Genomic DNA, 18,378 nt, shown 5'->3' on the forward strand with positions numbered 1-18,378 from the left:
GAATGGAGCCGTACGCCCCGCACGAGCGTCCCGTCGGTGATCGCTGGGGCAACCGAGGACTGTTCACGGCCGCTGGCGGCAACTTCGACCACAAGCTCACCGAGCTGGTGACGAACATGCTGGATGCTCTGATCCTTCGGGAAGCGTTCGAGCAACTCGGTGACGAAGTCCTCGACCCAGAGGCCTCTGCAGAGCTCTTCAGTACCCCCGCTGCGGCAGTTAGGGAGCTGTTCGGCCCTGGTGCTTCTGTTGATGCAGCGGCCAAGGCACAAGTGGAGTTGAGATCGGCGGGCCTTGACAGGCGGCGCGAAAGAACCGTCGTATTCCGAGACCTTGGTATCGGCATGCGTCCGGAGGAGATCGCCGGTTCGCTGCTGCGTGTCGGGTCGTCTCGAAAGGATGGCGTGCTGTGGTTAATGGGCGCATTCGGGCGAGGTGGGCTCACAGTCTTGCCGAATGCGCACGGCTGGGTCGTCATGTCGCGATCTGCCGTGGCCGACCAAGCGGGCGTGGTGCTAGCCGTCATTCGCTGGCAACGAGTCGGGAACCGGCAGACGCAAACCGCGCTGTACAGGGTGGTGTCCCCATGGAGCGCGGACGGCGACGACGCTGACCCGCTCGTGCTGCCAGCTGAAGCGTGTTCCGATTTCGACAGCGGGACACGCCTCGCAGTGGTTGGATTCCGGGGCGAGGGGATCTTCGTCTCACGTCTTGGAGACGAGAGATCCCTTGACACCATGATCGACACTCGACTGTTCGATCCTCCGCTGCCGATCCAGCTGACTGCCCCTGTCCTGGAGTCTCGTGGCTCGCGGCTGACGCAGCTGCGGGGGCTCAGCCGGCGCCTTGCAACTAACCCGCGATCTGATCGCACGGAGGGGTCCGAGGAATTGCCCTTCGGATATGACGGGCGCACCTACCAGCTTCCGGTCAAGTTCTACTTGTTTGCCAGCGGCACCGACGCCGGGACCCGGCGTCGATTCGTCGCCCGCAACCACGCCCTGCTGCTCAATTCCAACGGCCAGGTGCACGCGCACTGGACCTCTCCAGAGTTCCGACATCGCACGAACCTCCACAAGCTGGCCGACAGGATTCTTGTTGTGCTGGACACGGACCCGCTGCCGCTGGAGTTGCGAACGAGTCTCTTTACGGCAGATCGGACGGAACTCCTGCGCAACCCGCACGCGGTCCGGTTGGAGGAGGAACTCGTCTCGTTCCTCAACGACTGGGATGAGTTGGAAGAGGCCAACAACGAGATGATTCGTGAGTCGATTCGGCGAAGCAATCGCGACGGCTCCACAGCAGACCTCTCGGAACGCATTGCGAAGGCCGCCGAGTCGCGAGGTTGGCGAGCCGCGCCTGATCCGAAGCGAAAACGACGCAAACGTCCAGACCGCCCGCTGAATCTCTTGGACGATCCCACGACCCTGTCTGGTCGAGACTCGCTGCGTCTCGAGAGAGGACGGACCCACGGCATCTACTACTCACTCGATGCGCGTGATGGCTTCATTCCCAAGCGGGCGGTGTGCAAGGCGACGACCACACATCTGGACATCGATCCAGAGGAGGACCTGACCGTCGGCGAGTTGCGCCGGGGTCGTCTACGTGTCTCGGTGGCGGTACCGGCCGATGCGGAACTGATGACAGCAACTCTGACGGTCCGAATCGAGCCATGGGTGTCTGGTCACGGACATCTCCACGATGCTCTTGAGTACGTAGCGAGCCTTGAGATCGTTGATGAAGACGATCGACCCGAGCCGCCGGCACCGAAACCCGATAACGGCAAGCGCGTACGCGGCACGATGCCGATCGCAACCTTGTGGACCACGCATGAGGCTGAAGCAGAGTGGGGCGCAAACACGCCCGGCGAGGCAGAGCTGGTGCCGGCGTCGACGTTCGCAGAGCTTGGTGACGGCTACGAGCGGTTCGCAGGAGCGGAGGTAGAGGGCCTTCTATTGAAGCTCAATGAGGATTTCACTCCCCTCAAGGCCTATAGCTCTATGCGCGCCCGATCGATCGGCGACCAGGGTGTGCGTCAGCTCAAGAATCGTTACGCACTGGGTTTCGGCGTCTACATGGTTGTCGCTGATGCACACCAGCGTCGAGCGAATCAAGCTGGTGAGCCCCCGGACGGCGACCTCATGGCCGCATCCCGCCGCGCCGCGGCCCAAGCGGTGTTAGCGATGTTGCCGGAATTCGACACCCTCATCGCAGAGGCCGGGTTGGATGGTGTCTGAACAGAGCCGCGGCGACTGGTCGGACGAGGTCCGGGTGGCAGGCGCCACCGTTATTCCGCCCGATCCCAAGATCATGGAGGCGATCGGGCTGAACTACGCACTCGAAGCTGCCATCGCCGATCTCGTGGACAACTCCATCGACGCGGGAGCCTCGCAGGTGCTCGTTCGCTTTGTTCGGCGCGGCGCGCGCCTTGTGAGCCTGTGCGTGGTGGACAACGGGCGTGGAATGCAGGACGACGACCTCGACGACGCGATGGCGCTGGGAAAACGGCGTGACTACAAGACGAGCGATCTGGGACATTTCGGGCTGGGCCTGAAGGCCGCTTCGCTCGGCCAGGCGCGGAGTCTGACCGTCATCAGCCGAACCAGCGGTTCTGTGGCGTGCGGACGCAGGTGGCTGAAGGACAACGTAAGTGCTGACTTCATCTGCGACGTAGTGGAAGCCGAGTTTGCGGCAACGGCGCTTAACAGATCTTGGAGTCCACTGACCGTTCAATCCGGCACGCTGGTCCGATGGGATGGGGTCACGAACTTCCCTGCCGCCCAAGATGCCTCGACAACCGATCAATACTTGGAGCAGGTGCTACCAAGAGTCAGAGATCACCTAGGTCTTGTGTTTCACCGACTCATTCACAACGAGACCGTCTCGATCACCCTCGACATCGAGGATGCAGAGATTGGCAGCACAGGTCTCTCCCAAACCGCAGTGCCGATCGATCCGTTTGGATACCGCCGAACAGGTCGAGCTAGCTATCCGAAGTTGCTGCTTGCGTCTTTCGAAGAGCACAGTGTCGAGCTCCAGTGCCATCTGTGGCCACCCAGGTCTGAATTGCCGGCATTCAAGGTGCCATACAGGTTGCATCACAAGGGCCAAGGCTTCTACTTCTATAGAAATGACAGGCTACTCCAGTCGGGAGGATGGAACGGAGTAATTCAACCAAATGATCGCTATCGGCTGGCCAGAGTTGCTGTCGATGTAAACGACGAGTTAGCTGGCCTGCTATCGATGAATCCAGAGAAAACTGAGATACGTGTTGTGGAGCCATTCGTCCATGCGATTGAGTCTGCGCACGATCGCGATTTCAACCTTCGGTCGTATTGCGACGATGCATATGAGCGACTGCGGGAGAGCCGTACCCCTGTGGGCACCCGGCGACCGGTCCTTCCTCCGGGGCGAGGATTCGCGCCAAGACTTCGACAGGCAATCAGCACTGAACTGAGTTTCATACCTGGTGCAGACCCGGTCAGTATCAGGTGGCAGAATCTTGAGGACGACCAGTTCTTCCGAATCAACCTTGACAATCAGACGATTGAATTGAACCTCAACTACCGCTGGGCAGTCAACGGCGGCTGGGCTGGCTCACTCAACGATGCGCCCTTGCTCAAGGCCACAATTTATCTCTTGGTCCACGATCTGTTCAGAGGTGAGTACTTGGGCGCAAAACAGAAAGACAACCTGGAACTCTGGAATGCAGTCCTAATGGCAGCTGCAGAGGCTCAGGCAAGCTGATGTCTGTCCCTAATGAGCGCCATCTGACCTGGTCGAATCTCGTCACATATCTGGAGGCAGATGCGCCCGCTGCTATCGTTATCAGCGGTACCCCAGAAGTTCGGCTGATCATCGAACCATCCGAGAACCGAATAGCCGTACGCGGCCCGTGGTCTTCTGCACATGAAGTGCCAGAATTGACACGGTACCGGCACCTAGACATTCGAGTAGGAACCGATGCGTCCGGCGAATGGGTCGAGCTTGCAGTGACCGGCAGGCATGTGCTTCGCGGTGCATACTCGATGCTGACTGCAATTGCAGATTTTGTGCAAATTGATGGACGCGAGATGGGGGACGCGATACAACGCGCAATCGAGTCCCACCAAGAACTTCTTAGTGCTCTTGGCAGGCTAAGCGACCATCAAGAACTTGGCTTGTTTGGTGAGCTACTGATACTAGGTCATCTGATCGGCAACGTCGGAGCCCAGGCTGCCGTAGCTTCTTGGAGGGGTCCGATTTCTGAGGAGCACGATTTTGGCCTCGACAACATTGACCTCGAAATCAAAACAACGCTGACTGAGGACCGTAGCCATCATATCTCGAGCCTGACGCAGTTGGAGCCGTCGCCTGATCGAGAACTGTGGCTGGTTTCGGTGCAGCTTACGACCACCGGGGTCGGCGGTAACACGTTGCCTGCGTTGATCGAACACACTAGCGGCCTCCTGTCAGACCTTAGGCTGAAGATGCGCTTCATCGAGCAGCTAATGCATCTGGGATGGGACGTAAACCAAGGCCATCTCTATACGCGCCGATTCGCGAAGCGAGGGCCAACGCTCTCGTACAGAGTGGATGAGAGCTTTCCAGCGCTGACACCGCGCAGTTTGAAACTGGCGGAACTACCGGTCGAACGGTTCAGCAGGGTCAGCTATGTGCTCCACACAGCCGGGCTAACGCCAGAACCTCCGCCGAGAGAATTGCGGGACATTTAATATTCCAATGGATCAACAACAAGAACAATGTTACCTGGGTGTACTCGCCGGGATGAGAGTTTCCGGCCCTAGACCGCTGGCACCGCGGCTCAGCTTCGAAGCGTCCGAAGGAGGAATCACCGTCTCAATGCCCCTCCTCATCGAATACCTGGGTATAGCAGGGCCCAATGAACCGCTACGGCAAGCCTTCCAACTGCAGGTTGCATTATGGGATGACGATGATAGCGATGCAGCCTGGGTGCTCGGAACGAGAAAGCGATCAAATGAGCGTCGGACGGCGATCTATGATGCGCTCGATATCCCAGCTTCGGAGCGTGGGTCACTAACAACATGGTTTCCCATCTCACTCGAACAGAATCTGATCATTTCAGAAGAATATGAACCGTGGTATACGCCTGAACTTCAGCAGCAACGACAGTTCTATTGGCCAGCTTACGAAGACTATCTGTTGCGCCACAAAGGTTGGGGCGTTGAGTCCGTCTCGGAATTGAGCTCTGCAACGACAGATGTTGTGCGACGCCTGTCAGATCCCGCACGTCACGAGTCATTCCAGTCCAAGGGCCTCGTAGTTGGCTATGTGCAGAGCGGCAAGACGGCAAATATTGCAGGCGTCCTCGCGAAAGCCATCGACTCGGGTTATCGTTTGCTCATTGTCATGACGGGTACCATCGACCTCTTGCGGGAACAAACTCAGCGCCGGCTTGATATGGAATTGGTCGGTTCAGAGAACATCCTTCGCAACATCGACCCAGATGACATAGAGCTATTGTCGACAGTTGACTATCAAGACGATCCTGAGTGGCCGAAGTTCCTTAAACACGGCGTTCTTCCGTCCAAGCTGAATCGACCTGATGTCATACGTCTCACCAATCATCGATTCAGCAACAGGACTGGAGACTATCGTCGCTTGTTGACGGGCATAACAGCGCTAGAGTTCGAAAAGTGGGATAACTCTCTACCACTGAACGATCCAAAGAACCTGTATCGCTGTTCCGCACGCCTAGCGGTTGTCAAGAAGAATGCAACAGTATTGCGACGCTTGGTCACTGACCTGAAGACAATACGACCCCTATTGGGCGAGATTCCGGCGTTGATCATCGACGACGAGTCGGACCTCGCATCAGTCAACACGCGTAACCCGGCGAAGTGGAATGCAGGCAAAAGAGAAAGGACCGCTATCAACAAACTAATCGCGGACATACTCGAGTTGCTGCCTCGCGCACAGTACATCGGATACACAGCGACCCCTTTTGCAAACGTATTCGTTGATCCCGACGATAGCCAGGACATATTTCCAAAGGACTATGTTGTTGCACTGAGGCGCCCGCCTGGCTATATGGGTGCGCTGGACTTTCATGACCTTGACTCGGACTTAGACGATGACGGCAACATCGTGCCCGGACCAAAGGAACGCGCACATATTCGCGACCTGAATGCCACCGAGGAGCAAGCCGCCGAACGTCAAGGAGAATTGCTACATGCGCTGCGTATGTACGTCCTGTCTGGTGCAATCAAATTGTGGCGGCAATCTACGTATGGTATGAATTTCCGCCACCACACGATGCTCGTGCACGAGTCGGTTAAGCAGGTGGAGCATCAGCGGCTCGCGCAAGAAATCAACACAGCATGGCGAACTGCGGCATTCAATAGTCCGACTGGTGTTCAAGAGCTGCGTCACTTGTATGAAGCAGATGTAGTTCCGACGTCAGCGCTAGTCGGTGATAACGCCCTTCCTGACGAGTTTGATGAGCTCGCGCCGCATCTCGCAGAAGCTGTACGGAAGATGACTGAGGGTAGTGATGTAGCAATAATAGTCAACAGCAATAGGGACATGGCGACTGAAGAAGTCGACTTCGATAAGCGTGAAGTATGGCGCGTCCTGGTTGGCGGAGCTAAGTTGAGTAGAGGGTTCACTATCGAGGGACTGACAGTATCCTACTATCGGCGCAAGACCCATCAGTCGGACACATTGATGCAAATGGGGCGATGGTTTGGGTTTCGCAACGGCTATAGAGACTTGGTCCGGCTCTATATCGACCGCAACGTAGAAACCAAATCCCGGGCCTACGACTTGTATGAAGCATTCGGTGCGGTAGTATTGGCGGAAGAAGAGTTTCGAGCGGAGCTGCGCCGATACGCTGAATTGGTAGATGGCCGGCCCCAGATTACGCCGGCACAAGTGGCTCCGTTGGTGACGCAGCACTTGCCGTGGCTACGTCCGACTGCTCCCAACAAGATGTTCAATGCATATCTTGAAGTTCGACGCTTGCAAGAGATTGAGCCAGTTGCCTATCCGACGGTGTCGGCCGATATCGCGCATAATTCCAATGTTATGCTGTCATTGGTACGGCAAGCCACAAGCGATGTCATCCTGATGTTCCCCCAGAAGACCAACCTAGGGAGTTACCAGGCGAAGTTAGGTCTCATGTCACATGAGGCTGTGTTGGAGTCTCTCGCGCTACACAGGTGGGGCTACAGTGATCATTTCGAAGCAGACTTGGCATTTCTGCAGGAATCCGCATCGGTAATCAATGACTGGGCCATTGTCGTCCCTTTGCTCAATACCACTGCTGTAATGGATATTCCAGAGTATGGCAGAGTGGGTGTTTCGTATCGTCGTCGACAACGTGACCCTCTATTCCAGAACATTAGTGACCCCAAACATCGCGAGGCGTTGAGAAAGATTGCCGGTATCCCGACTAAAGCGCAATATCAGGACTCTGCCGCAGAGAATCTAGCGCAGCCTGGTCGCGGTGCAATTCTGCTTCATCCAATCACGGAATTGAAGCTTGCCGATTCAGAGGTTATCTCGAAGGAAACGTGCATATTTGCGATGCGGATTGTCCCGCCGGCCTCCGCTCGGAGGGACAACTATCCATACGTCAGCTTCAAAGTGCGGGATGGAACTAAGGCAGAAGAACCCATCATCGCCGTTACGGGAACTGATGGCGCCTAAAGTAGTGTTGAGAACTCGTCGTCGTTCGAAATCTCTGGTGACTGTATGTGCTCGGAAGAGATCTTTCTCCGAGGGCGTACCCAGTTGACGCCCGATCAGGTACTGCGCCTCTTCAAGGACAGGCGATAGAGCACGGAGTTCATCCGGATCGTGGCTGACGGGATCCGCGCAGGACTGATGATCCGGATCTACCAGGTCTGCAATCGCCGGGAGGACGCTGGCATCAACGATCAATGCGAGAGATCGCTGCCGAAGCCCTCGGCGAGCATGCTGTCGGCCTCCGCAGCTCGTCGACCCGAGCTGGAGGTTCCCATGGCTACGAAACTGGGCTGCCGGTGCTTGGCAGGCCGATCGTTGGAAGGCAGCGAAACGGCCCATTCCTCGATGACGGCGTCGACACTGATTTGACGACGCTCGGCCTCGGCTCGGAGTCTCGCCATGCCATCTTCGGAAAGATTCAGCGTCACAACCACGTCAACGAGACTATGCCTTCGGTTGCGGGGCTTCCACCGATTTTGGCGATAGGTGATCGGGCGCAACATCGATGCCATAGGCGGTGGTGATCGGGCGTTCTTGTCTGCGTGGTCGCCCAGCGCATCCATCCCAGCGATTGCTGGTGGGGATGGCGTCGACTACCGGTTCTGCACAGTCGCGAATGCACATTTCACACACCCACGACTACCGCTTTTGCACAGGTCTGACTGCCGGTTTCACACAGTCACGACTGCCGGTCTTGCACACACCTGTGAGTGCTGGCCAACAAGACGGGCGAGCTACCGGCCCAGGCTGCGGGCTCGGGCTCGGATGAGTTGTTCTATTTGGTCAGCGGCTTGGTCGGGGGGTTCGTGTTCCCAGATGCGGACTGGGGTCCAGCCGGCCGCTTGCAGGCGGGCGTCGGTGTCGGCATCGCGGGCTCGGTTGCGGGCGATCTTGGTCTCCCAGTACTCGGCGTTGCGGCGGGGCTTGGTGCCGTGCTCCGGGCAGCCGTGCCAGAAGCAGCCGTCCACGAAGATTGCCACCCGCAGGCGAGGGAACACCAGGTCGGCTTCTCGGCGCACGTCGGGCAGCGGCCGGCGGTGCACGAAGTAGCGCATACCACGTCGGTGCAGTGCCGAGCGGATGAGCCGTTCCGGTCCCGTGTCGCGGGAGCGCTGCTTCGACATTCGCTCAGACGCCGGGCCCGGCAGCGCCTTCGGTTCCACGGGACCGGTTCTAGCAACATTTCTGAATCCCACGGGCTTGGTACGTCATCGCTCCCCGCCAGCGCCAGAGGCACCACCGGAGCCGGGTGACCACCTAGCGTTCGAGCGGGATGTGCTGGTGCACAGGGTCGGCCGTCATGGAGCGCTGACGTGCGGTTTCTGAGGGTGATGCTGCTCGCTGCGTTGGCCTGCGCGCTCCCGTTGGCGGCGGCCTGTGACAGCCGCGGTGACGGAGCGGGATCTTCGGCGCCGCAGGGTGCCTCCGGTACGCCGGCGGAGTTCGACGGAACCGTGCGGCTCGGCGCGGCACTCAGCGAAACCGGCAAGTACTCCGTGGAAGGCAAGGACTCACGGCAGGGGTACGACACCTGGGAGCGCTGGGTTAACGAGGAATACGGGGGCATCCGCATCGGCGACGACCGCTACCGGGCCGAGATCATCTACTACGACGACGAGTCCGACGCCGACACCGCCGGCAACCTGGTCCAACGCCTCATCGACGAGGACGAAGTCGACTTCCTGCTGGGCCCCTACTCAAGCGGCCTGACCACCGGCACCAGCGCCATCGCGGAAGCCAACAACGTGATCATGGTGGAGGGCAACGGCACCTCGGACACCATGTTCGAACGGGGCTTCCAGAACCTGTTCCTCGTGGCCACCATCGCCAGCGACTACACCCGCTCGGGCGTCGAGGCGCTGGCGAACCAAGGTGCTGAGACCGCGGTGATCGCCCACGAGGACACGTCATTCCCCACCGCTGTCGCGCTAGGGGCACAGCGCCATCTCGAGGCCAACGGCGTCACGGTGCTGGCAACCGAGACCTACCCCAAGGACATCCAGGACGTCTCCGCGATCATGACCAAGTTCCGCGACCTGAACCCAGACATCTTCGTCGGCGGCGGGCACTACAACGACGCCGTCCTGTTCGTGAACTCCGCCAAGGAACTGGGCTTCGAGCCCGACGGCATGCTGATCACGGTCGGCCCATCCAACCCGAAGCTCATCGACGAGCTCGGCGTCGACGTCGACGGGGTGCTCGGTCCCACCCAGTGGGAAGCCACGATGGCCTACGAAGGCCCGTACTTCGGCCGCGCCGTCGACTACGCCGCCTACTACGAGCAGCTGTGGGGCGAGCCGCCCGTGTATCAGGCGGCAAGCGCCACGGCAGCGGCGCTCGCACTGCACCTGGCCATCGAAGCCGCAGGGTCGACCGAAACCGACGCAGTGCGCAACGCGTTGCGCACGCTGTCGGCAGACACGTTCTACGGGCCGATCAGCTTCGACGACCGGGGCGTCAATGACAGCAAGCCCATGGGGATGGTGCAGGTTCAGCACGGCGAGATCCATGTCGTGGCCCCGGGGTCTGCGGCCCGTGCCCAGCTCCAGTACCCGCTCGGTGACGGCACCGGCCGCATCTCCGGCGAATCGTCGGCGTGGGGGCAGCTGCCGCAGGCGCTGGTCAACGGCATCGCGCTCGGCGGCATGTACGCGGTGCTGGTGCTGGGGTTCTCCGTGATCTGGGGCGTGATGGGCGTGATCAACTTCGCGCACGGCGAGTTCGTGATGATCGGCGCCTACCTGGCCTGGCTCGCCGACGAGTGGTGGGGCATCGATCCGTTCGTCTCGGTGGCGGCGGTGTTCGTGCTGATGGCGGCGCTCGGCTACCTCACCCAGCGCGGCTTGGTGAACCGCGTCATCGACCGGCCGCACCTGGTGTCGCTGCTCGTCATGTTCGGGCTGGCGATCATCCTGCAGAACGTGATGAAGCTCATCTTCTCTGCCGATTTCCGCAGGACGAGCACCGCGCTCGACGGCAGCTGGCGGCTCGCCGACGGCCTGACTGTGCCGGTGACGAAGTTCTGGATCCTGATCGTCGCACTCGGTGTGCTCGGGGGCCTCAGCGTGCTGCTGGCGCGCACCAAGCTGGGCAAGAGCATCCGCGCGGCGGCGCAGAACCGCGAGGCAGCCCGCATCGTCGGGATCGATGTCGGCAAGGTGTACGTCATCACCTTCGCGCTGTGCATCGGCATCACGGGCGCCGCCGGGGCCTTGGTGAGCCCGGTGTTGGCCATCCAGCCGTTCCAGGGACCGCCGCTGACGCTCAAGGCGTTCGCGATCACCGCAGTGGCCGGTCTGGGCTCGATCCGGGGGGCGTTGGGCGGCGCCATGGTGCTCGGATTGGTCGAAGCGGGTTTGGCGATCTACGTGGGCGGTGTGGGCACCAATCTGGCCGTGGTGGCCTCGTTCGTGATCCTCGTGGTTGCGCTGGTGCTGCGGCCCCAGGGCATCTTTGGCGGCTTGCGTCCCGTGAATGCGACGGCGACATGACCTCCGCCGGAGGCATCAAACGCACGGCTCGTCGCCTGATCGGGGCACTGGTGGCCGTGGGGCTCGCCTGGCTGGTCGTGCTCCCGCTGTGGCCCGGCACCAGCGATTCGATGCTGTTCACGATGACGCTGATGTTCACCAGCATCGGCGTGGCGATCAACTGGAACCTCACCGGCGGGTTCACCGGCTACATCGACTTCGGACATGCCGTGTGGTTCGGCCTAGGCGCCTACACGACAGCGATCATGATGTCGCTGCAGAGCAACGGCTTGGGCATCGGCTGGCCGCCCGTGCCGGCGATCGCGCTCGGCGTCGTAGTGGCCGGCGCGGCCGCAGCACTCATCGGGCGGGCCACGATGCGGCTCAAGGGCCCGTACTTCTCCGTCGCGATGCTGGCCACGTTCGTGGCGATGCGCGAGATCGTGCGCATCTGGGGCGGGCTCACCGGGGGAGGCGTGGGCCTCACGCTGCCGCCGTACCTGAACCGCTCGCTCTTCTATTTCGTCGAGCTGGCGCTCGTTGTAGCGCTCGCCGTGTTCGTGTGGTGGCTTCGACGCACCCGTGTCGGGACGGCACTGGTCGCCATTCGTGAAGACGAGGTGGGAGCCGAGATGCGGGGCATAGCGACCACGCGTCTCAAAGTCGCCACGTTCAGCTTCGCCGGCGCATCGACCGGGCTGTTCGGCGGGCTGTGGGCGTTCCAGAACACCTTCGTCGACCCCGACATCGCGTTCACCGAAGTCAGGACCCTCGACGCGATCATGGGCACGATGCTGGGCGGCATCGGGACGGTGGCCGGCCCCATCGTCGGCTCGGCGGCGCTCTACTGGCTGCGCGAGGTGCTGTGGGCCAACCTGCTCGATCTGCACCTCATTGCGCAGGGAGTGCTGCTCATCGTCATCGTGCTGTTCATGCCACGGGGACTGGTGGGCTGGTTCGACCGCCGGGGCGTGGCCGTCACCGACCTCTGGCAGCGGTCGTCGCGAGCCGGCCGCGATGTCGAGCGCAGCGGTGCCGACAACCCAGCGGGAGACCGGCCATGACGGCTCTGCTCGAGGCCACCGGAATCGTGAAGCGCTTCGGCGGCTTGGTCGCGGTGGACGATGTCGACATCTCGGTCGCACCTGGCGAGATCGTGGGGCTCATCGGACCGAACGGGAGCGGCAAGACCACCTTGTTCGACTGCCTGAGCTGCGTGCAGCGAGCCGACAGCGGCGAAGTTCGCTTCGACGGCGACGACATCACCCGCCGGGCACCGCACCAGATCGCTCGGGGCGGCATCGCCCGGACCTTCCAGATCATCCGGGTGTACGGCGCACTGACGGTGCGCGAGAACATCGAGCTCAGCGCGAGCTGGGCAGGCCTCGGGCTGCGCCGCATGCTCAGCCGGACCGACCCGCAGACCCGACGCCGGGCCGATCAGCTCATCGACTTCCTGGCGCTTGGACCGCTTCGAGACGAGCGGGCCGACACGCTCTCTGGAGGTCAACGACGCCTGGCCGAGATCGGCATGGCGCTGATGAGCGAGCCGCGGCTGATCCTGCTCGACGAAGCTACTTCTGGCGTCAACCCGACGCTCATCAACGAGATCAAGGATCGATTGGTCGAGGTGAACGCCTCTCGGGGCGTTGCCTTGCTGCTTGTCGAGCACAACGTGCAGTTCATCGCCGAGCTCTGCGAGCGGGTCGTCGTGCTGGACCAGGGTCGCAAGCTGGCCGAAGGCGCTCCTGCCGACATCATGAACGACCCAGAGGTCATCGAGGCGTACTTCGGAGCCGCTGCAGGCGACGGCGGGTCCGGGAGCCGCACTGCCACGACAAGCACCCCGCAGGACCCGAGCCGATGACCGCCACCGAGTCGACGAGCCCGTTGCTGGAAATCCGCGACGTGCACGCCGGATACTTGCCGGGCCAGGACATCTTGCGCGGCGTCAGCCTCGAACTCCGTCAAGGCGAGATCGTGTGCGTGATCGGCCCCAATGGCGCCGGCAAGTCCACCGTGTTCCGTGCCGTCTACGGGCTCGTGCCGGTGCGATCCGGGAAGGTCATCTGCGCGGGCCGTGACATCACCAATATCGCCCCCCAAGAGGCCCTCAGCACCGCGGGCATCGCCATCGTGCCCCAGCTGCGCAGCCTGTTCTCGCAGATGACCGTCTACGAGAATCTTGAACTGGGGATGTACCTGTCCAGCGACAGGGCCGAGGTCCGCGACCGCATCGACTATGTCTTCGGTCTGTTCCCGCGGCTGGCCGAGCGGGCGCGCCAAGAGGCGGGCACGATGTCCGGCGGCGAGCAGCGGATGCTGGAGATCGGCCGGTCGCTGATGTGGTCGCCCCGCATGGTGCTCATGGATGAGCCGTCCGCCGGGCTGTCACCGCTGGTCACTCACCAGATCTTCGAGGTGATCGCGCAGCTCAATCACGACATCGGCCTGACCGTGTTGATGATCGAGCAGAACGCCCGCCAGGGGCTCGAGGCCAGCCACCGCGGCTATGTGATCGAACTCGGCGAGATCACCTACGAAGGTGTTGCGGAGGATCTGCTGGCGGATGCCGAAGTGCGCCGGGCGTTTCTCGGTGCCCGCTGAGCGGAGCTGGTCTGCGGGGACTCGGGGAGCGAGCTGCTAGCGCCCCATTGTGAAGAACTCGTCGTTGGGCCGCATTGACGTCAGGTGGGCCATGCGGTTCGAAAGGGCGAACAGGCCCGTGATGGCACCGATGTCCCAGATGTCGTCGTCGCTGAATCCGTGAGCCCGCAGCTCCTCGTGATCAGCGGCAGAAGCTGACCACGGCTCGCTGCACATCTTCAGGGCGAAGTCGATCATCGCCCGTTGCCGGTCGGTGAGGTCGGCCTTGGACGGGTCGACTGCCAGCTGATCGGCCAGCAGGGGATCCTTGGCGCGGATGCGCAGGATCGCGCCATGGGCGACCACGCAGTAGAGGCAGTTGTTGGCCCCGCTGGTGGCCACCACGATCATCTCCCGCTCGGCCTTGCTGAGCCCGCTCGGGCCCTCCATGAGCGCGTCGTGGTACGCCATGAATGCCCGCATCTCCTCGGGCCGGTGCGCCAGCGCGAGGAACACGTTTGGTACGAAGCCGGTCTTGGACTGGATGAGCTCGATGCGCTCACGCAGGTCGTCGGGCATGTCCGAGATGTCGGGCACAGGGAAGGTCGAGATGGCTGGCTCGGTCATGCCCGCAGCCTAAGCACGTGCGCCAGTGAACGACCGGGGCAACTTCTCGTACATTCGCGGGACTGACGAGAGGATTGCCCGCTCATGCACCTGCCACGACCCACTTCCCGACGCCTCGAGCCGATCCCCAAGGTGGCCGAGCGCGCCCGCGAGGCCATGGAGAGTTCATTCGCCAACGCCGTCAACGTCATTGCGACCATCGCCCACAGCCGTCCCATCTCCAAGGCGTTCGGCGAGTACGCGCTGGCCATCCTGTACAAGGGCGACCTGTCGCGTCGCGATGTCGAGATTGCCGTGCTGCGCATGGGCTGGAACTGCCAGTCGGTCTACGAGTTCGGCCAGCACACGCTGATCGCCCAAGCCGAGGGCATGACCGACGAGGAGATCTACTTCGTCACCCGGCCAATTCCCGAGGGCAACTGGACGGCCGCCGAGGCAGCGCTCTTGCAGGTGGTAGACGACCTGTACTCCGACGACTGCGTGTCCGATTCCACTTGGGCCGAGGCGGTTGCCCACTTCAGCGAGGCCGAGATGGTGCATCTCATTGCAGCAGCGGGTTGCTACCGGATGGTGAGCGGGCTGCTCAACAGCACCGGAGTCGAGCGCGACGAAGGCGTCCCCGGCTGGCCCACCGCCCCGGCCTCCGCGTAGCTTCGGCGAGAGGCACATCTATGAGACGGCTCCTCGCTGCAGCGATTACTGCACTCATCGCAGGCGCCGGCCTAGCGCTCGGAGCCCCGGCGCCAGTGGCTGCAGCTGACGAGACCGATCCGTTGGCGCAGGTCACGGTCACTCGATATGGCGGCGCCGATCGCTATGCCACCTCCCTGCTCGTGGCCGAAGCCGTTGCCGCAGATGCCAACGGCAGTCTCGACACGGTCGTGATCGTGTCGGGCCGAAGCTGGACCGAAGCCGTCGTTGCTGCGTCCATCGCGGGACGGCTCGAAGCGCCCGTACTCATGACGCCGCCCGGTGAACTGCGAGACGATGCGCTGGAGTTCTTGCGGCGCGTCGGTGCCTCCGAAGCGCTCCTGGTGAGCGCTGGCGCCGATGCTCAGACACGCTCCATCTCGGCGTCGGTCGCATCGGCCCTTGAGACGGCAGGGCTGAACGTCGAGTGGCTCGGCGGTGCCGACGAGTACGCGACGGGTGTTGAGGTGGCGCGTCGCGCCGGAACTGCAGGATCGCTCGGCGACTTCGGGCCGACGGCGATCGTCGCGAGCGGCGAAGTGTTCGCCGACGCGCTCGTCGCCGGCCCGCTGTCGGCCAAGGGCCGCCATCCTGTCTTGTTGAGCCCGAAAGCCAGCTTGGATTCGCGCGTCGAGTCGTACCTGAGCGAATCAGGCATCCGTCACGTCGTGCTCATGGGCGGGACTGCTGCGCTGTCGACTGCGGTGGAGAACTCCATCGACTCGCTGGGCATCGCCATCAGCCGCATGTCTGGTGCCACCCGGTACGACACGGCGGTCAAGACAGCGAGGTTCATGGCCGAGCACTCGGGCGGCTCGTGCTTCGGGGGCGCCGCGGTCGGTCTCGCCCGTGCCCGGGTGCCGTTCGACTCGTTCAGTGCGGCGCCGTTGCTGGCTCGGCAGTGTGCTCCGCTGTTGTTGAGCGACCCGGGTGCGATTCCCTCCGAGACAGCAGCATTCTTCGACAGCGCCCGTCAAGCTGACGGGGTCGATGAGCTGCAGATGACCGTCTTTGGCGGCGACGCCGCGGTCTCACAGGCGGCAATCGACACATATCTCGCTGGCGAGATGGCCGAGGAGGCTGACGAGCCGGCCCCCGTGCCGACCGTCCTGCCAGCGGGTACCTGCGGTGGCTCAGACAGTGCTGAGGACATCCGAGTCGTTGGCCCCACTTCCATCTCGGGTTCGCCGTCTTGGTCGCCCGACTGTGCTCGGATCGCATTCCACGAGCAGTCCGCTGTCTGGATCGCGCGTCCCGACGGCAGCGGTAAACGCCGGATTCTGCGTCCACCGAGTGGCCCGGGCAGCGTCGATGACGTCGCCTGGTCTCCCGATGGCAGTCGCATCGCCTACGTGCTGAAGGATTTTTCGCAGGTTCCTTGGATCTCTCACATCTACGTCGTCAACACAGATGGCAGCGGCAATACGCAGATCACGACGGGAACCGTGTTCGATGAGTCGCCCGCATGGTCGCCTGACGGGACCCGCCTCGCGTTCGTGCGAGAGGTTGGCACCAAGCAACTCGACTCGGGAGGCATTCTCGCCGGCAAGCAGGGCATCATGACGATTGAGCCACGGCGGGGCTCACAGCCATCAACGGTCTTCGAGCCAGCACACGGGAGCTACGACTCGGTTCGATGGTCGCCCGACGGCAAGCGCTTGGCCTACGCCAGAAGCGGGAGCCTGCACATCGCAAATGTGGACGGCACCGACATCCGCCTGCTTGCCACAGGGATACATCACGAGGGACTCTCGTGGTCACCTGACGGTGCCCGTATCGCATTCGTACGCGGCGACTCTCGGGAGTCCGACATTTACGCGATCGACTCGCAGAACCTGCGAACGGTGCAGGTCACCGACGCCGCCGGGCCCGAGATCGAGCCCGCATGGTCGCCCGACGGCGAGCGAATCGCATATTCGACCTACCGCCTGGACGGCAACACGCACCGAGACACACAAATCCGGATTGCGGCAGCCAAGGGTCGCGCGATCGCCGCCAGTGCGCTCGACCGATGCCAGCCGCCAGGTCCGGCTGATGTCGTCACGGCAGGCTTCCCGCTGCCGTCGTGGGCGCCCTCGGCAACTCAGCGCCTGCAGGTGGCAGTTGTCTTCGCCGAGTTTCCCGATGCCACGGCCTCGCGCACTACCCGGGAGGAGGCCGAGTTGGGGTTGCCGTACATGGAGAAATACCTCGAAGACGTCAGCTACGGGCGGCTCGACATCGTCACGACGGCGCGGCATGGCTGGCTCCGCTTGCCTGCCGAATATGGCTCGTATGTCACCGAGGTGGCAGACGACGACCGGGGGGAAGCACCCGGCGCTGAGACACGCAACCTGTTCGACGAGGTCGCTGCACTGGCCGAGGACTCAGCCGACTTCGCGGACGCCGATGTGTTCTTCGTAGTGTTTCCGAGCGAGCACTTCGGCGGCGGTATCGCGGGAGGCAGCGTCACAGCAGATGGCAACGAAATGCAGCTCGCTGCCGCCAACATCTTCCGGATTGCCTCTGGGCGGCCGTCGAGAGGCTGGGGTCCGACTGCAGCGCATGAGGTCGGGCACGCATTGGGCTTGACCGACTTCTATCCCTACGGCGACCAGCATCAACCTCCGACTTCGAATGACCCTGCGTGGGTTCGCACCGTGTTCGGCCGCATGAATCTTGAGTCGTATTTTCCGGCGTCGCCCACAGATCCGCGGCTGCAGGAGACGCGCCGCCATGCCGACGGTACAACGACAACGTCATTCACCTCGCGGCTGGTGTACGAGGAGATGCTGGCGTGGAGTCGATGGCAGTTGGGATGGCTGGCCGATCACGAGGTGCTCTGTGTCACCGATGCCACCGCGACTGTCGACTTGGATCCCGTGGCTTCGCCGGCCGGGGGAGTCGTCATGGCCGTGATCCCGCTGGGTCCGGGGAAGGTGCTCGTGGTCGAGAGCCGTCGACGGCTGGGCTACGACGCTGCGCGGTCGTTCACAGAGACAGTCGGCCCACAGTCACCGACGACTCGCGTCATGCGGCCCGGCCTGCTCGTTGAGGGAGTGCTCGTGTATACCGTCACCCCGAGCCTCGGCGCGGGGGATCTTCCGATCAAGGTCGCGGGCGACAGCGGCGACGGTCTGTTGGACGAATTCCCGCTGCTGCAGGTCGGCGATGCCGTGATGGTCGACGGCTACACCGTTTCGGTGACGGCCGATTCCGGGCAGAGCCACTCGGTGTCCATAACTCGCTGAGTGGGTCAGGCGCTGGAGCCGGCCTGGCCTTGAGCTCGTTGCGCACCGGCTGTGCCGTGAGGGCG

Annotated in this window: 13 protein-coding genes; 10 read left to right on the forward strand and 3 right to left on the reverse strand. The window is 62.3% G+C overall.

Going from position 1 to position 18,378, the window contains the following annotated elements; translation table 11 throughout:
- The first annotated feature begins 2 nt into the window (after positions 1 to 2).
- The 4 genes from ACOGI8_RS05855 (at position 3) to ACOGI8_RS05870 (ending at position 7,671) form a co-directional block, all read left to right on the forward strand.
- Positions 3 to 2,237 carry a hypothetical protein gene (locus tag ACOGI8_RS05855; protein ID WP_419855950.1) on the forward strand — a complete coding sequence of 745 codons (2,235 nt, stop codon included), beginning with the start codon at positions 3 to 5 and terminating at the stop codon, positions 2,235 to 2,237.
- Complete coding sequence (locus ACOGI8_RS05860; RefSeq protein WP_419855951.1) at positions 2,227 to 3,747, forward strand: ATP-binding protein; 1,521 nt, start codon at positions 2,227 to 2,229, stop codon at positions 3,745 to 3,747. Before ACOGI8_RS05855 ends, ACOGI8_RS05860 begins: the two co-directional genes overlap by 11 nt.
- A complete protein-coding gene (locus ACOGI8_RS05865) occupies positions 3,747 to 4,715 on the forward strand; it encodes a PD-(D/E)XK motif protein (protein WP_419855952.1) in 969 nt (322 codons plus the stop codon). The genes ACOGI8_RS05860 and ACOGI8_RS05865 overlap by 1 nt, the downstream gene beginning before the upstream one ends.
- A 127-nt stretch (positions 4,716 to 4,842) precedes the next feature.
- Positions 4,843 to 7,671 (forward strand): Z1 domain-containing protein, encoded by a 2,829-nt coding sequence (locus ACOGI8_RS05870; RefSeq protein ID WP_419855953.1) that lies wholly within the window; start codon positions 4,843 to 4,845, stop codon positions 7,669 to 7,671.
- Between the two features lie 230 nt (positions 7,672 to 7,901).
- Here the strand turns inward: ACOGI8_RS05870 and ACOGI8_RS05875 are convergent, their stop codons facing one another.
- Together ACOGI8_RS05875 and ACOGI8_RS05880 are read right to left on the reverse strand one after the other, a co-directional pair.
- Positions 7,902 to 8,144, reverse strand: a complete 243-nt coding sequence (locus tag ACOGI8_RS05875; protein ID WP_419855954.1) for a hypothetical protein — start codon at positions 8,142 to 8,144, stop codon at positions 7,902 to 7,904.
- 300 nt (positions 8,145 to 8,444) lie between these two features.
- A complete protein-coding gene (locus ACOGI8_RS05880) occupies positions 8,445 to 8,834 on the reverse strand; it encodes a very short patch repair endonuclease (RefSeq protein WP_419856370.1) in 390 nt (129 codons plus the stop codon).
- A gap of 189 nt (positions 8,835 to 9,023) precedes the next feature.
- Here ACOGI8_RS05880 and ACOGI8_RS05885 point away from each other — a divergent pair, with 189 nt between their 5' ends.
- The 4 genes from ACOGI8_RS05885 to ACOGI8_RS05900 are packed head-to-tail and all read left to right on the forward strand — an operon-like array spanning position 9,024 to position 13,787.
- Positions 9,024 to 11,201, forward strand: coding sequence for an ABC transporter substrate-binding protein (locus tag ACOGI8_RS05885; protein WP_419855955.1), 2,178 nt, complete (start codon positions 9,024 to 9,026; stop codon positions 11,199 to 11,201).
- Positions 11,198 to 12,244, forward strand: a complete 1,047-nt coding sequence (locus ACOGI8_RS05890) for a branched-chain amino acid ABC transporter permease (protein ID WP_419855956.1) — start codon at positions 11,198 to 11,200, stop codon at positions 12,242 to 12,244. Before ACOGI8_RS05885 ends, ACOGI8_RS05890 begins: the two co-directional genes overlap by 4 nt.
- Positions 12,241 to 13,047: an ABC transporter ATP-binding protein gene (locus tag ACOGI8_RS05895; RefSeq protein ID WP_419855957.1), complete on the forward strand. Its 807-nt coding sequence runs from the start codon at positions 12,241 to 12,243 to the stop codon at positions 13,045 to 13,047. The genes ACOGI8_RS05890 and ACOGI8_RS05895 overlap by 4 nt, the downstream gene beginning before the upstream one ends.
- Positions 13,044 to 13,787, forward strand: a complete 744-nt coding sequence (locus ACOGI8_RS05900; protein WP_419855958.1) for an ABC transporter ATP-binding protein — start codon at positions 13,044 to 13,046, stop codon at positions 13,785 to 13,787. Before ACOGI8_RS05895 ends, ACOGI8_RS05900 begins: the two co-directional genes overlap by 4 nt.
- 36 nt (positions 13,788 to 13,823) lie before the next feature.
- Here the strand turns inward: ACOGI8_RS05900 and ACOGI8_RS05905 are convergent, their stop codons facing one another.
- Entirely contained in the window at positions 13,824 to 14,393 is a 570-nt protein-coding gene (locus tag ACOGI8_RS05905) for a peroxidase-related enzyme (protein ID WP_419855959.1), read from the reverse strand.
- A gap of 84 nt (positions 14,394 to 14,477) precedes the next feature.
- Here ACOGI8_RS05905 and ACOGI8_RS05910 point away from each other — a divergent pair, with 84 nt between their 5' ends.
- The gene (locus ACOGI8_RS05910; protein ID WP_419855960.1) at positions 14,478 to 15,044 is read left to right on the forward strand and encodes a carboxymuconolactone decarboxylase family protein; all 567 of its coding nucleotides are present in this window, start codon (positions 14,478 to 14,480) and stop codon (positions 15,042 to 15,044) included.
- Between the two features lie 20 nt (positions 15,045 to 15,064).
- Positions 15,065 to 18,313 carry a cell wall-binding repeat-containing protein gene (locus ACOGI8_RS05915; protein WP_419855961.1) on the forward strand — a complete coding sequence of 1,083 codons (3,249 nt, stop codon included), beginning with the start codon at positions 15,065 to 15,067 and terminating at the stop codon, positions 18,311 to 18,313.
- The last annotated feature ends 65 nt before the right edge of the window (positions 18,314 to 18,378 follow it).

This window comes from Candidatus Poriferisodalis sp. (assembly GCF_965204195.1).
Classification (GTDB): Bacteria; Actinomycetota; Acidimicrobiia; order Acidimicrobiales; family Poriferisodalaceae; genus Poriferisodalis.